Source organism: Haemophilus sputorum CCUG 13788, from assembly GCF_000238795.1.
Taxonomy (GTDB): Bacteria; Pseudomonadota; Gammaproteobacteria; order Enterobacterales; family Pasteurellaceae; genus Haemophilus_A; species Haemophilus_A sputorum.
This window is the reverse complement of the sequence record NZ_AFNK01000071.1, coordinates 68200-82928: the sequence shown is the minus strand read 5'-3', so window position 1 is coordinate 82928 and position 14729 is coordinate 68200. Positions and strand designations below refer to the sequence as shown.

Below are 14729 nucleotides of genomic sequence, written 5' to 3'. Positions count from 1 at the left end.
TATGGACTATAACAACCATAAATTCAGTTTCCGTGTCTGGGGGCGGCAAGCCTTGTTTACCGACCCCGTCACCAAAATTGGCGGCGAAAAATTCAGCTACCAAGTGCCGACATACGAAGCCATTAAAGGCATCGTTAAGAGCATCTATTGGAAACCCACCTTGATTTGGTATATCGACCGCATCCGTGTGATGAAACCCATCCGCACCCAAAGCAAGTCCACCAAGCCACTGGATTGGAACGGCGGCAATACTTTGGCGATTTACACCTTTTTGCAGGACGTGGAATACCAAGTAGAAGCCCATTTTGAATGGAATGATCATTGGGAAGAATTGGCAGGCGACCGCAATTTCGGCAAACATATCGCCATTGCCAGAAGAATGTTGGAACGTGGCGGGCGGCAGGATATTTTTCTTGGCACGCGCGATTGCCAAGGCTATGTCGAGCCATGCACTTTCGGCGAAGGCGAAGGGTTTTACGATGAAATCGATAATTTAGATTTTGGCCTGATGTTCCATAGTTTCGGCTATCCCGAAGAAACTGGAAAGCCTGAATTGGTCAGTCGTTTTTGGATGGCGAATATGCAAAATGGTGTGATTGAATTTCCAAGCATCAATGACACAGAAGGTCGTCTAAAAACTCGATTTATCCGTAAAATGAAGCCTGAAAAACCGTTTAAGCGCGGCGAGAATGTGGAACTGGTGGAAGATGAAGCCAAGGAGCTGGGGTTATGAGCTGGATGCAGAAACTTTATCAGACGTATGAATATGTCCAAGAACAAGGTTTGGATGATGAAGACTTGGCATTGCCGTTTCATATGTCTAAAGCGGTTCACTTAAGAGTAGTTTTAAATGACAAAGCGGAGCTTGTTCATGCAGAATCAATTAAAAGACAATTACCTATTCAGGCACCTGAAAACGTATTAAATAAAGCAGGTTCAACAATAGCTCCTAGTGCACTTCATGATAGTTTGAAATATATTGCTAAAACGGCAGAAAAATATCTGACTATTGAATATATTAGCGAAGTGGCAAAGAAGAGAGCTCCACAAAAAGGCGGAAAAAAATGGCAAGAATTTTTAGTAGGCTCAGAAGATAAGAAGCGACAATTTCTAGATAAACAAAAGCAAGAATATAAGGAAAGTTTTATAGCTTATGAAGAACAATTATTCAATTGGGTTCAATTTAGTAACCTACCAGAATTAAAAATTGTTTTGCAATATATTCAAAAAGGCTCATTGATTGAAGATTTGTTAGCGAAACAGATTTTTTCTTTCAAAGACAATATATTGTCGTCTGGAAAAAATGATCCTTTTAGCTTGACTGTTATATGGGCTGTTGAAATACCTAACGATCTACATTCTGATCTATGGAATAAGCCGCGGATACAGAATCAGTGGATTGAGTATCAAGAAAGTCTGATACAAAAAGGTCGCCATAAATCTTTATGTTGTATTACCGGAGATTTAGATTATCCGACTGAAGCCTATCCGAAAATAAACGGTAATGCCAAATTGGTTTCAGCTAACGATGATACCGGATTTACCTTTAGAGGAAGATTTTATGGTGATAAAGATAATGGAGCTAAATCAGAATTAGGCAGTCAGGCTGTGATACTAGGAAAAAATGCTTCACAGAAGGCATTTAGCGTATTGAAATGGATGATTAATCGACAAGGAATACGAAATGGTAAGCAAGTAATTTTAGCTTGGTCGAGCAATTGCATATCGGATGAAGATAAACTTCTATCAGATCTTTATCAAGACGATGTCGTTTATACTTCTTTATTTGCGAAAGATAATATTGATCATTCAGCTGATCTTGGTCTAAAAACTGTGGAACAATTAAAGAAAAAATTCCATGGCTATAAAGAAAAGCTGGCAGCTAATGAGCAGATTTCTTTATTAATGGTTGATGAGCCATCGAAAACGGGTGGCAGAATGTCTTTGACATTTTATCAAGAGAAATTAAGGGATGATTATTTCCGAGATTTAGACGAATGGCAGGATGATTTTGCTTGGTATCAAAAATATAAATCCTCTTGGATTTTTGCTGCACCGTCCTTAGAACGTATTGCAGAAGTAGTGTTAACCAAGACGGAGTTTGGAGATAAGGACAGAAAATCGAGAAGACAGCTTTATGCCCGCCTTCTGCCTGTGATTTCAGGTGGTAAATCGGTGCAGATCCCTTATGACTTGGTGCAAAAAAGTTTTCAGGTAGCCTGTAATCCTTTTGCAAATCATCGCCCCGAAGACGGAGAAAAAATCCGCTCTGAAAATTGGCAAAGAAACATCGGCGTCGCCTGTGCCTTATACAAAGGTTGGTACGCCCGTAAATATACATTACAACGGAGATATTCTATGAGTTTAGATACTAAAAACCGCTCGCGCGATTATTTGTATGGTCGATTAATTGCACAAGCAGAAAGCATGGAGTGGTATGCCTTATATTTGCAGAATGGCAAAAAAACACCGACTCGAGCAACTAATGCAGAACGTTATTTCCAGCAATTTGCACAAAGACCATATAGCACATGGAGAAATCTTGAAAGTGAGAAGTTGGTACCGTATAGAAATTATTTAACGAGTCAAGGAAAAGATTTCTATAAAGACGCCATTAGTGAAATTGTCGAGTTATTTGAAGTCAATGATTTCACCCGAGACGACAAATTAAGCGGTGAATTTCTTTTGGGCTATCACTGCCAAAAAATGGAAATAGCCCGCCGTATTGCCGAGCTTTCCGCCAACAAATCCAAAACTGATGAATAATCCAACTTAAAGGAAAACCAAAATGAGCTTAACCAAAAAAATCGACTTCGCCCTCATTCTGAAAGTAACCAACGCCAACCCTAACGGCGACCCTTTAAACGGCAACCGCCCGCGTGCTGATTTCCAAGGTTTCGGCGAAATGACCGATGTGTGCTTGAAACGTAAAATCCGCGACCGCCTGCAAGACGGTGGCGAGAGCATTTTTGTACAATCGGACGAAAAGAAAACCGATGGCATGACCAGCCTAGCCAACCGTGCTAAAGACAAAGATGTCGGCTTGGGTGCGGATGCCTTTAACGCCAAAAAAGCCAACAAAGATGATACCGCCAAGAAAGCCTGTGAAAAATGGCTGGACGTACGTAGCTTCGGACAAGTCTTTGCATTCAGCGGCGACGGCAGCAGCGGCATATCCATCGCCGTGCGCGGCCCCGTTACCATTCAATCCGCATTCAGCGTTGAGCCGATAAACATTACCAGCACCCAAATCACCAAAAGCGTCAGCGGCGAAGGCGATGGCACGAAAAAAAGCTCCGACACCATGGGCATGAAACACCGCGTCGATCACGGCGTGTACATTGCCTTTGGTGCGATGTCGCCGCAGCTTGCCGAGCGCACCGGCTTTTCAGACGACGATGCCGAAAAAATCAAAGCCGTACTCACCAAACTCTTTGAAGGCGACGCATCATCCGCCCGCCCCGAAGGCAGCATGCAGGTGTTGAAACTCATCTGGTGGGAGCACAACAGCAAATCAGGACAATACTCTTCCGCTAAAGTGCATGGCAGCCTGAAAGTGAATGCCGATGGTAGCTATGAACTGGAAAAACTTGATGGTTTAACTCCGCAAGAAATCGACGGCTTCTAAAATATTTAAAAAAATGACCGCACTTTCAACCGAAAGCCAAGGGGACAATCAGGACACGCGTCTGATTCCCCTTTCCGCCCTGCAACACTACGCCTTTTGTCCGCGCCAATGCGCGTTGATTCACAACGAGCAGGCGTGGGCGGAGAACTATTTGACCGCGCAGGGAAAGGCGCTGCATGAGCGGGTGGATTCGGGCGAGCCGGAAACGCGCAAGGGCGTGCGCTTTGAGCGGACGGTGCATGTGTCGGCGGAGAAGCTGGGCATCAGCGGCGTGTTGGATTTGGTGGAAGTGGATACAAAAACAGGCCGTCTGAAACCCGTGGAATACAAACGTGGCAAGCCCAAACCCGACCCGATGGACGAAATCCAGCTTTGCGCCCAAGGCTTGTGCCTGGAAGAAATGACGGGGCAAATCGTCTCTGATGGCGCGCTGTGGTATATGCAAACCCGCCACCGTATCCCCGTCGTGTTTTCAGACGACCTACGCACCCAAACTCTCGCCACCATCGCCGCCGTGCGCGAACTTCTAAACAGCGGACAAACTCCGCCGCCCGACTACGGCAAACGCTGCAAAGCCTGCTCGCTGGTGGAGATTTGCCAGCCGGAGTTGCTGGGGAAACGGGATAGGAGTGTGGGGTATGTAGCGGAGTTGTTTGGTAAATGCTTTTGATTTATTGGTATTTTTAGGAGAATATATGAAAATATTTTTCGTTATTGTTTGGTTGCTTTTGGCTTTTATTACAAATATTTTTGATAAGTCTTTTCTGGGATTGAATCCTAATAGCTGGTCCATGATATTTGGTGCTTTGTCGTTATTATTTGGAGCTAGTTACATGAGAGATAGATTTGTTAAAAATAATATAAGTGCTAATTTAAATGGAGATAATATACAAAATATTCAAAATTCTGGAAAAATTAATGGCAACATAAATATTAATCAAATAAACAAAAAGGATTAAAAAATGGTTTTGGGAAAAAAATTAACATTATCTCAGGGTGAAAATTCTGTATCTTTACAAAATCAAGGAGACATCACTGGTAATATAAATATTGGGCTTTCAGTTTCTGAAATTCAAAATCTATTTGAGGAACTATTTTCTGATAAGTTACCTAGCTTGATAGAAAATGCAAGATCTGAATCATATAGAGCCATTGCAGATTTAGCATTTAAATTCCATGAAAAGCTAAATTCAACTGTCGATGAGGCTGTAAGTGGTCGAATTGATGAAGAAATGGAGAAAAGATTTGCTTCTTCTGAAGTACAAAGTTTAATTAGTGAAATGGTTAACCAAGTTGGGACAAAGAATGATATTTCATTAAATGAGGTATTGGCAAATTTGTTAATGGATAAACTAAGTAGTAATAATAATGATTATTTAATCAATCAAGCTATATCATATCTAAAATACTTAAACAAGGATCAGGTGTTTTTCTTGTGTTTCATCAAATGCCTTAGAAAGCCTCTTTATGTTTCGGTTCAGCATGATGATGGAGAGTTTTATAGTGATTTTTTTAACGTTTATCAAAAGATTGTTAGTAATGTTAATTCAAAAGAATCCCAAACTAATTTAATACAACAGGCAAAGGAACTTTACAAGAAATATATAAACGGTATTTCAAAATTCTTTATGGAGAATATTTCTTCCCCTGTAAATATTGATTTACTCGCTTTGAATAATATGGTTTTTTCTGATAAATCTTATAAGATTAATACGTTAAAACTTTTGGGTGATTCTCTAGGCGTAAATAATTATAAAACAGAAAATATAAAAACTGACTTCCCAGATCTTATTGAGTTTATTGAATTTATGAAAATAGATGTTTCTGAATTTGACGCGTTAATTAAGCCATTAACTCCATTTGGAGAATGTATTGCGAAAAATTGCAATATAAAAATTGATTAAAAATCGTAGTGTGTATTTAGGCATGTATATTGATGGATTATTTGCTTTTTATTTCAAGCTATCTACAAGTATGATTTTTTAGACAGTCTAAATTGACAAGCCGGTTCAAAACAAAACTGCTGTCAAACCTTAAGGAGTTCTACATGCGCAAACTGCAAAACACACTCTATATCACCACCCAAGGCAGCTATCTGCATAAGGAGCGGGAGACGCTGGTGGTGGAGCAGGAGCGTAAGAAGGTGGCGCAGTTGCCGGTGCATTCCATCGGGCATATTTTCTGTTTCGGGAATGTGCTGGTATCGCCGTTTTTGTTGGGATTTTGCGGTGAAAATAATGTGAATTTGGCGTTTTTTACCGAAAACGGACGTTTCCTGGGACGGCTTCAGGGGCGGCAGAGCGGCAATGTGCTGTTGCGTCGGGCGCAGTATCGGGTGTCGGAGCAAAATCCCGTGCCAATTGCACGCAATATCATTGCGGCGAAGATTCAGGCGAGTAAGCGGGTGCTTCAGCGGCAGATTCGCAATTACGGCGAGAATGCGGCGATTCAAAGTGCGGTCGATGCTTTGAATATTTCGCTGCGGCAGTTGAAGGGCGCGGCCGAACTAGACGTGGTGCGTGGTATTGAGGGCGATGCGGCGGCGCGTTATTTCGGCGTGTTCGGGCAGCTTTTGAGCGAAAAAAGCGGTTTTTCTTTTGACGGGCGCAACCGCCGTCCGCCCAGAGACGGGGTGAATGCGCTGTTGTCGTTTGTGTACAGCATTTTAGGTAAGGATATCAGTGGCGCGCTGCAAGGCGTGGGGTTGGACCCTCAGGTGGGCTTTTTGCATGCCGACCGACCGGGGCGCGATAGTTTGGCGCAGGATATTTTGGAAGAATTCCGCGCGTGGTCGGCAGACAGGTTGGTGTTGTCGCTGATTAACCGAGGACAAATCAAACCGCAGGATTTTGTTACCGAGGCGAGTGGCGCGGTGAGCCTGAAGGCCGATGCGCGTAAGCTCTTGTTCCAAGCTTTGCAGGCGAAGAAGCAGGAGAAAATCGTTCATCCGTTTTTAGGCGAGGAAGTGGAAATCGGGCTGCTGCCGTATATTCAGGCCATGCTGTTGGCGCGGCACTTGCGCGGAGATTTAGCGGAATATCCGCCGTTTTTGATGAGATAAACTATGTTAATGCTGATTACTTACGACATTTCTTTTGACGATCCAAACGGGCGAGCACGATTGCGCCGCATCGCAAAACATTGCTTAGATTACGGCGTGCGGGCGCAATATTCGGTATTTGAATGTGATGTCACGCCCGACCAGTGGGTCATATTGAAAAACAAACTGTTGGAAACCTACGACCCCACATGTGACAGTCTGCGTTTTTATCATTTAGGCAGTAAATGGCGTAATAAAGTGGAACATCATGGCGCAAAACCGGCTGTTGATATATTTAAAGATATACTTGTCATTTAGTTCGCTAACCTATTGTTCTCATTAAAACCCTGATGGGATAGCGATCCTTATTTTCTTTAACAATTTGAATAAGTTAATAATTTGTGTAACAACTAAATGTTAGTTATACTTCCTGATACTCCTTATATTTTAAAGGATAGCGAAATACAGTAAATAACTTACTGATTTTTATCATCTTTTTATATAGGGAGCAGCCGCCTTCGGGCGGCTGTGTGTTGAAACTATAGCGAGCTACAAGAAAATACGAAAATCCCGAACGCAGCCGCCTTCGGGCGGCTGTGTGTTGAAACATTAAAAAAGCGGCTTGCCTCCGCTTTAGTCTCAAGCAGCCGCCTTCGGGCGGCTGTGTGTTGAAACACTTTACACCAGTAGTTGCTGGCGCTGGCGCAAAAGCAGCCGCCTTCGGGCGGCTGTGTGTTGAAACGATAGGGATGCAAAAAAGGCCACCAATACTCCGCACGCAGCCGCCTTCGGGCGGCTGTGTGTTGAAACTTTTAAATGGTAAACAAGGAGAATCCATATGGAAGCAGCCGCCTTCGGGCGGCTGTGTGTTGAAACCGTCATATAGCGATCACGCGCGTAAGAAGTTACCCGCAGCCGCCTTCGGGCGGCTGTGTGTTGAAACCGGAAACAATTAACGCTACTCTTGATCAAGATGCGCAGCCGCCTTCGGGCGGCTGTGTGTTGAAACTTCAATAACAACAGTTGTGATACGTTTTTGTTGGCAGCCGCCTTCGAGCGGCTGTGTGTTGAAACCGTATGAATGGGCTTTATCTGAATTAGTCAAAGCGCAGCCGCCTTCGAGCGGCTGTGTGTTGAAACTGGTTAGGCTATTACCATAGCCGCGCCCCTTGCTTGCAGCCGCCTTCGAGCGGCTGTGTGTTGAAACTTTATATCTTGCTCGCATCCAATCAATATGGGAAAGCAGCCGCCTTCGAGCGGCTGTGTGTTGAAACTTTGAGTAATGTCGAGCGTGCAAAGTTTGTCTCGCGCAGCCGCCTTCGGGCGGCTGTGTGTTGAAACTTGCCGATCAAGAGAAATTAAAAGCAATGTTTGATGCAGCCACCTTCGGGTGGCTATTTTTACTTAATTGATTAAGAAAGGAAAAACTATCTATATTTATTCCCCATACCCTTCACAAATTGCTTGCCAATCGGTTTCATTAAAATGAATACCTAAGCGGGTTTGCTCTTTGTGAAAAGAGCGAAGAAGGCGGTTGAGGTTGTCTTTTTTCCAAGCATCATTAGGTTGAATTTTACATTTGTCAAAATCAATCAGCCAACATTGACCTTTCTCATCAAGCAAGATGTTATGAATATTTAGATCAGTATGACAAACTTGGCGATCATGCATTGCACGAATGACCTTTCCAATTTGATGATATTGCGCAAGAGGAAGAGTAGCTTGTTGTAATAATTTGCTTAGGTCTTGCGTATTAGGAATCTTTTCAATCATAATTTCCGCACGATAATAGCAGTGATGTTTTTCAATTTGAAAAGCTATAGGCTGTGGAACAGGTAGCCCCCATTGGTGCATTTGTTTAAGTAAATCAAACTCTTGCGCTGCGCGAGTTTGAGCAAATGAGTGGAACCAATACTGATCTTTAACTAATTTACCAAATAATCCACCTCGATAATAATGACGTAAAACGATATCTCGCCCTAATTCGGGTTGCGCATTTAAAAACCAAGTAATACCGCGTCCTTTTGAATAGCCTAACAAGCGGTCAGATTTTTCAAAATTTTTGCAAGCAAAGAGTTGTTCGATAAATGACTGTTCGGCAGTGGGAACTAAATCTGAATTAAAGTGCGTGTAAATCATGTTATTAATATTATCTAAGCTGAATGAGCGCATTTTAGTGCTATTTTTTTTGATGTCAATTTGCTAGAATTCCGCTCTCAAATTTAGAGGAACCTGAATGAACATTATCTCCACTGAGGCGCAAAAAGTTCGCCAAGCATTGTTGGCTAAGGGCATTGAAACCCCAACAGTTGAATTAACTCAAGATAAAGATACTCGTCGTGCAGAAATTCAATCTCATATGCGACAGGTAATGGAATTACTTGGGCTGGATTTAACGGATGACAGTTTGGAAGAAACGCCACATCGCCTTGCAAAAATGTATGTTGATGAGATTTTCAGTGGGTTAGATTATGCAACATTCCCCAAAATTACGAATATTGAAAATCGCATGAAAGTAAGTGAAATGGTGTTGGTTGATGATATTACTTTGACTTCTACCTGTGAGCATCATTTTGTGACGATTGATGGTAAAGTTGCGGTGGCATATTACCCGAAAAAATGGGTAATTGGGCTGTCTAAAATTAACCGTGTGGTGCAATTTTTTGCACAACGTCCGCAGGTTCAAGAGCGTTTTACTGAACAGATTCTTACCGCATTTCAAACGATTTTAGAAACTGACGATGTTGCGGTTTATGTTAAAGCAACACACTTTTGTGTGAAATGCCGCGGGGTAAAAGATACAAATAGTTATACGATAACCTCGGCATTCGGTGGTGTTTTCTTAGATGATCGAGAAACCCGCAAAGAATTTCTTCAGTTAATTCAAAAATAATTTTGCAAGCGGTCTGATTTCGTTAAAAAATGACTAAATTCGACCGCTTGTTCGTTAAATAAAGATGAAAATAGCATTAGGCATAGAATATGATGGCGCGCGTTATTTTGGTTGGCAACGCCAAGATGAGGTTGAAAGCGTACAACAAACATTAGAAACGGCACTTTCAAAGGTTGCCAATGTACCCGTTGAGGTATTTTGTGCAGGTCGAACCGATTCTGGCGTGCATGGTACAGGACAGGTGGTGCATTTTGAAACCGATGCGATTCGTCCAATGCAAGCTTGGTGTTTTGGTACAAATGCTAATTTGCCAGATGATATTGCCGTGAAATGGGCAGTGGAAGTAGATGACTCATTTCATGCAAGATTTAGCGCAACGGCAAGACGTTATCGTTATATTATTCTAAATCAAAAATTACGCTCAGCCATTTTACCTAAAGGGGTATCGCATTATCATGTCGATTTAGATCATGAAAAAATGTATGAGGCAGGGCAGTATCTATTAGGTGAAAATGATTTTACCTCATTTCGTGCTGCGAAATGTCAATCACATACGCCGTGGCGAAATGTACACCATCTTCAGGTAAGCCGCCGTCAGAATTATATTATTGTCGATATTCAAGCTAATGCTTTTGTTCATCATATGGTCAGAAATATTGTCGGCAGTTTAATTGAGGTGGGTCAAGGTAAACAACCGCCTATTTGGATAAAATGGCTACTAGAGCAAAAGGATAGGACATTAGCGGCACCAACGGCAAAAGCTGAAGGGTTGTATTTAGTTGATGTGATTTATCCTGAACATTTCGGCTTACCACATAGTTCACTCGGTCCGTTATTTTTGCCCGATGAAGCATAAAAAACAGCTAATTAAGTAAACTCAATTAGCTGTTAATCAATTAGTTTAATGAGAAATTAATGTTCTTTTTTCTCTTTTAAGCGAATTAGTTGAGATTCTAATTTGGTTTGAACTTCATTGATTGCTGTATAGAGATCAGCATGCGTTGCTTTTGCAACTAAATCACCTAATGGAGAACCGATAGTTGCCTCTACTTCATAGTCATTAGGTTGTTTATGAATCATAAAGTGCGGATTGATGAGCTGGGTATGGAATTTATCCAGTTTTGCCAAACGATCTTCAATATGACTACGAATAGCAGGGGTAATGTCCATTTGTTTACTAGAGATATTGAGTGTCATAATGTTGCCCTCTTTATGATTAGGTTGTGTTTTGGTTTAGTTTTAAAGTATGCTTTTCATAAGAAAATATCAAGGCTGATTACTGAATAAAAGTGAATTTTGTGATCAAGTTAACATTTTTAAATGCCCTTAGCTGATAATCTGAACAAAAAGAGGGAATAATGGACAGCAAGAGTAAATTTCCGCCATTTCAATGGCATTTTCTTCATCCTCGTTATTGGGGATTATGGATTGGATTAGTTTTTTTCCGTTTGCTACTTTGCCTACCTTATCCAGTATTAGTCTTTATAGGTAAAGGATTAGGCAAGATCTTTGCTGCATTGGGATTTGGTAAACGTCGTATTCGTATTGCGCGCCGTAATCTTGAACTTTGTTTTCCGCATTATAGTCAAGCAGAAATTGATCGTCTGATCGACCAAAATATTGAATCTGTCGGCATGGCGATTATTGAAACTGGGATGGCTTGGTTTTGGTCCGATAAACGAATTCTTAAATGGTCTCGTATTGAAGGGTTAGAGCATCTGAAAAATCAACCTGAAGAAACAGGGATTATTTTTGTTGGAGTCCATTTTTTAACACTAGAATTAGGTGCAAGAATTGTTGGGTTACATCATCAAGGAATAGGCGTGTATCGCCCTAACGATAATCCGTTATTAGATTGGATTCAATTTCGCGGACGAGTGCGTTCAAATAAATCGATGTTAGATAGAAAAGATCTACGTGGCATGATTAAAGCGTTGAAAAAAGGCGAAACCATTTGGTATGCACCGGATCATGATTATGGTCGTAAAAATAGCGTGTTTGTTCCGTTTTTTGCAGTAAAGGATGCGTGTACAACGACAGGTAGTTATATGCTACTGCGTTCAGCACCAAATAGTGTAGTGGTGCCATTCTCTCCAATTCGTCATGCGGATTATTCTGGCTATACGGTAAAAATTTCCCCAATGGTTGATTTTAGCAATTGCCAAAATGAATATGATACGGCTATAAAAATGAATCAGCTCGTTGAGCAAGAAATTTTACAAGCACCAAGCCAATATATGTGGCTACATCGTCGCTTTAAAACTAGACCAGATATGGATTCACCAAGCCTTTACGATTAAAAATTTAGCACATCAATATTAATTGATGTTTGAAAAACATTTTTTAATAAAAAATACTTGCATATTTCAAATGAATTGCGCAAGCTATTGAACACACAAGCATCATAAAAAGAGGAAAATATTATGTCTATGCCTTTATTTCATGGCAGTATTGTTGCACTCGTTACGCCAATGACACATGGTGAAGTAAACTACACAGAATTAAAAAATTTAGTAGATTATCATGTAAAATCAGGTACGCACGCGATTGTCTCAGTGGGAACAACAGGAGAATCAACCACTTTAAGCATTGATGAAAATGTGAAAGTGATTAAAAAAACCGTTGAATTTGCTGATGGACGAATTCCGGTGATCGCAGGTACAGGCTCTAATGCAACAAGTGAAGCTATCACGCTGACTAAATTATTAACAAATTCAGGCGTTGCAGGTTGTTTAAGTGTTGTTCCCTACTACAATAAACCAACCCAAGAAGGCATGTATCTGCATTATAAAGCAATTGCGGAATCAACAGATTTACCTCAAATTTTATATAACGTACCAGGACGTACTGGTAGCGATTTAAAACCAGAAACGATTGCTCGTTTATCTAAAATTGAAAATATTGTGGGCGTTAAAGAAGCGACGGGTGATTTAAGTCGCTTACCGCTTATTAAGCAACTTGCAGGCGAAGATTTTATTTTCTTAAGCGGTGATGATGCAACCGGCTTAGAATCTATGAAATTAGGTGGGCAAGGCGTGATTTCTGTTACGAATAACGTTGCTGCAGCTGATATGGCAAAAATGTGTGAACTTGCATTGGCTGGTAAATTTGAAGAGGCAGAAGCGATTAACCAGCGTTTAATGGCACTTCATCACGATCTGTTTATTGAAGCAAACCCAATTCCAGTTAAATGGGCAGCTTATAAATTAGGGTTAATTAGTGAGCCGAATTTACGCTTACCATTGACAACCTTATCAGAATCGGCACAACCAGTGGTATTAAAAGCATTACAACAAGCTGGATTGATTTAGTCTTTTTCAACATAAAAGCTCAATATGGATAATATTGAGCTTTTTTTGCGTTTTCTTGGTACAATCAGACATAATCTCGCGAACAAGCGGTTAAAATGTTACAATTTTTTGCAAATATTTAATTAGATTCCTCAATGAAATCACTGATACCTTTTCTTTCCTTATACCGTACCCACTGGGGGCGTTTACTTCTCGGCGTTATTTTAGCGATTACCAGCCTTTCTGCTAGCATCGGTTTGTTAAGTTTATCTGGTTGGTTCCTTGCCGCTTCTTTTCTTGCTGGTTCTGCACTGGTTTTTAACTTCTTTTACCCATCTTCTGGTGTACGTGGTTTAGCGATTGGACGGACTGTTTCTCGTTATTTTGAACGTTTAGTGACTCATGATGCGACTTTTAGAGTGCTCGCTAATTTACGCGTGACTATCTTTAAAAAATTGATTCCATTAAGTCCAAGTGGATTAAAGCGTTATCGTAATAGCGAATTATTGAATCGCTTAGTGGCTGATGTAGATACGTTAGATACGCTTTATTTAAATTTGGTTACGCCATTTGTGAGTGCCTTAATGGTGATTGCCTTTATAGCTATTGGCCTTTCTTTTGTTTCTGGCTTACTTGCAGTCATTATTTGCGGAACGTTATTAGCCTTATTAGCGATTTTTCCAACCGTTTTTTATCATTTAGGCAGAAAATTAGGACAGAATAGCGTACAAAGTCGTGCGCAATATCGTGCACAGTTTATTGAATGGATTCAATTACACGCAGAATTCTTGTTATTTGGTTTAGTGCCAGAAATGACATCGAAGCTGCAAAAAACTGAAGAACAATGGCTTGAACAACAAAGTAAAGAGAGTCATCTCACAGGCTTATCAAATGCTTTATTAGTTTTTTCAAATGGTATCTTGTTGTGCGTAGTCATCTATTTAATTTCTAGCGCAATTCATGCCCCTACGGCAGATTATCCACAAGCGTTAATTGCGTTAGTGATTTTCTGTGTGATGGCATCAACTGAAATTTTAATGCCGATTGGCGTGGCATTTTTACACTTAGGTCAAGTCATTGCAGCGGCTGAGCGCCTTAATGAAATTACTGAACAGCCCGCACAAGTGAGTTTTAATGGTTCAGCAACTTGGCAAGAAGTTGTATTAAATCAGCCTTTAATTGAATTTGATTCAGTTTCATTTTGCTATCCAATGCAATCAGAAATGGCAACTAAATCGATCTCTCTATCCATTAAAGCAGGTGAAAAAATTGCGATTGTAGGAAAAACGGGAAGTGGGAAATCCACCTTATTCCAACTACTTAATCGAAATTATGCACCTACAAGCGGTCGAATTTTGTTGAATCATTGCGAAATTGCGGATTATCCGGAAGCGGTGTTACGTCAACATTTAGTCACATTAAGCCAGCGTGTCCATATCTTTAATGCCTCATTAAAGCAAAATTTATTGATGGGGAATCCAAATGCTTCAGATGCACAATTACTTGAGGTGTTAGAAACAGTTGGTTTAGCTTATTTGAGCGAAGAGGGGCTATCTCTTTGGTTAGGCGAAGGTGGTCGACCGTTATCTGGCGGGGAGCAACGTCGTTTAGGGTTAGCACGAGTGTTATTAAGTCAGGCTGATGTGATCTTATTAGATGAACCAACAGAAGGGTTAGATCGTGAAACCGAGCAGCTCATTTTACGATTGATTTTATCGCATTGTGCAAATAAAACCCTATTGATGATTACACATCGCTTAAAAGGTTTATCTGAGTTTGATCGCATTTATCAGATAGATAATGGACAATTAGTCAATTAACCTGTTGTCAACCTTAATTTAAAAGAAAACGAAAAAATGGTATATTTTCACGAAATTG

The 14729-nt window shown here is 40.9% G+C and carries 15 protein-coding genes and 1 CRISPR repeat array; of the genes, 13 read left to right on the top strand and 2 right to left on the bottom strand.

Annotated features, from left to right (window positions below; all coding sequences use genetic code 11):
• The first annotated feature begins 1 nt into the window (after nucleotide 1).
• The 8 genes from cas5c (at nucleotide 2) to cas2 (ending at nucleotide 6986) form a co-directional block, all read left to right on the top strand.
• A complete protein-coding gene (gene cas5c / locus HSP_RS0108525; protein WP_007524461.1) occupies nucleotides 2-733 on the top strand; it encodes a type I-C CRISPR-associated protein Cas5c in 732 nt (243 codons plus the stop codon).
• Nucleotides 730-2766, top strand: coding sequence for a type I-C CRISPR-associated protein Cas8c/Csd1 (cas8c, locus tag HSP_RS0108520; RefSeq protein ID WP_007524562.1), 2037 nt, complete (start codon nucleotides 730-732; stop codon nucleotides 2764-2766). Before cas5c ends, cas8c begins: the two co-directional genes overlap by 4 nt.
• A gap of 22 nt (nucleotides 2767-2788) precedes the next feature.
• Entirely contained in the window at nucleotides 2789-3628 is an 840-nt protein-coding gene (cas7c, locus tag HSP_RS0108515) for a type I-C CRISPR-associated protein Cas7/Csd2 (RefSeq protein ID WP_007524600.1), read from the top strand.
• A 13-nt stretch (nucleotides 3629-3641) separates the two neighbouring features.
• A complete protein-coding gene (cas4, locus tag HSP_RS0108510; protein WP_007524822.1) occupies nucleotides 3642-4298 on the top strand; it encodes a CRISPR-associated protein Cas4 in 657 nt (218 codons plus the stop codon).
• Between the two features lie 25 nt (nucleotides 4299-4323).
• Entirely contained in the window at nucleotides 4324-4587 is a 264-nt protein-coding gene (locus HSP_RS0108505; protein WP_010129881.1) for a hypothetical protein, read from the top strand.
• Nucleotides 4588-4590: 3 nt separating this feature from the next.
• On the top strand, nucleotides 4591-5532 hold the full coding sequence (locus HSP_RS0108500; protein ID WP_007524278.1) for an LPO_1073/Vpar_1526 family protein: 942 nt from the start codon (nucleotides 4591-4593) through the stop codon (nucleotides 5530-5532).
• A gap of 143 nt (nucleotides 5533-5675) precedes the next feature.
• Nucleotides 5676-6689: a type I-C CRISPR-associated endonuclease Cas1c gene (cas1c, locus tag HSP_RS0108495; protein WP_007524424.1), complete on the top strand. Its 1014-nt coding sequence runs from the start codon at nucleotides 5676-5678 to the stop codon at nucleotides 6687-6689.
• Nucleotides 6690-6692: 3 nt separating this feature from the next.
• The gene (cas2, locus tag HSP_RS0108490) at nucleotides 6693-6986 is read left to right on the top strand and encodes a CRISPR-associated endonuclease Cas2 (RefSeq protein WP_007525467.1); all 294 of its coding nucleotides are present in this window, start codon (nucleotides 6693-6695) and stop codon (nucleotides 6984-6986) included.
• 190 nt (nucleotides 6987-7176) lie between these two features.
• Nucleotides 7177-8009: a CRISPR direct-repeat array (repeat unit 32 nt; unit sequence GCAGCCGCCTTCGGGCGGCTGTGTGTTGAAAC).
• Between the two features lie 96 nt (nucleotides 8010-8105).
• Here cas2 and HSP_RS0108480 read toward each other — a convergent pair.
• Entirely contained in the window at nucleotides 8106-8807 is a 702-nt protein-coding gene (locus HSP_RS0108480; protein WP_029495358.1) for a 3-deoxy-D-manno-octulosonic acid kinase, read from the bottom strand.
• A gap of 97 nt (nucleotides 8808-8904) precedes the next feature.
• Between HSP_RS0108480 and folE the strand changes: the two genes are divergently transcribed.
• Both folE and truA read left to right on the top strand, forming a co-directional pair.
• On the top strand, nucleotides 8905-9561 hold the full coding sequence (gene folE, locus HSP_RS0108475; protein ID WP_010129876.1) for a GTP cyclohydrolase I FolE: 657 nt from the start codon (nucleotides 8905-8907) through the stop codon (nucleotides 9559-9561).
• Between the two features lie 64 nt (nucleotides 9562-9625).
• Nucleotides 9626-10417, top strand: coding sequence for a tRNA pseudouridine(38-40) synthase TruA (truA, locus tag HSP_RS0108470; RefSeq protein ID WP_010129875.1), 792 nt, complete (start codon nucleotides 9626-9628; stop codon nucleotides 10415-10417).
• Between the two features lie 56 nt (nucleotides 10418-10473).
• Here the strand turns inward: truA and hpf are convergent, their stop codons facing one another.
• Entirely contained in the window at nucleotides 10474-10758 is a 285-nt protein-coding gene (gene hpf, locus HSP_RS0108465) for a ribosome hibernation-promoting factor, HPF/YfiA family (protein ID WP_007525155.1), read from the bottom strand.
• 161 nt (nucleotides 10759-10919) lie between these two features.
• Here hpf and HSP_RS0108460 point away from each other — a divergent pair, with 161 nt between their 5' ends.
• The 3 genes from HSP_RS0108460 to cydC all read left to right on the top strand — a co-directional run bounded on the left by HSP_RS0108460 (nucleotide 10920) and on the right by cydC (nucleotide 14671).
• Nucleotides 10920-11861 carry a Kdo(2)-lipid IV(A) acyltransferase gene (locus HSP_RS0108460; protein WP_010129873.1) on the top strand — a complete coding sequence of 314 codons (942 nt, stop codon included), beginning with the start codon at nucleotides 10920-10922 and terminating at the stop codon, nucleotides 11859-11861.
• A gap of 123 nt (nucleotides 11862-11984) precedes the next feature.
• On the top strand, nucleotides 11985-12872 hold the full coding sequence (gene dapA / locus HSP_RS0108455) for a 4-hydroxy-tetrahydrodipicolinate synthase (protein WP_010129872.1): 888 nt from the start codon (nucleotides 11985-11987) through the stop codon (nucleotides 12870-12872).
• 134 nt (nucleotides 12873-13006) lie between these two features.
• On the top strand, nucleotides 13007-14671 hold the full coding sequence (cydC, locus tag HSP_RS0108450) for a heme ABC transporter ATP-binding protein/permease CydC (protein ID WP_010129871.1): 1665 nt from the start codon (nucleotides 13007-13009) through the stop codon (nucleotides 14669-14671).
• Nucleotides 14672-14729 lie beyond the last annotated feature (58 nt).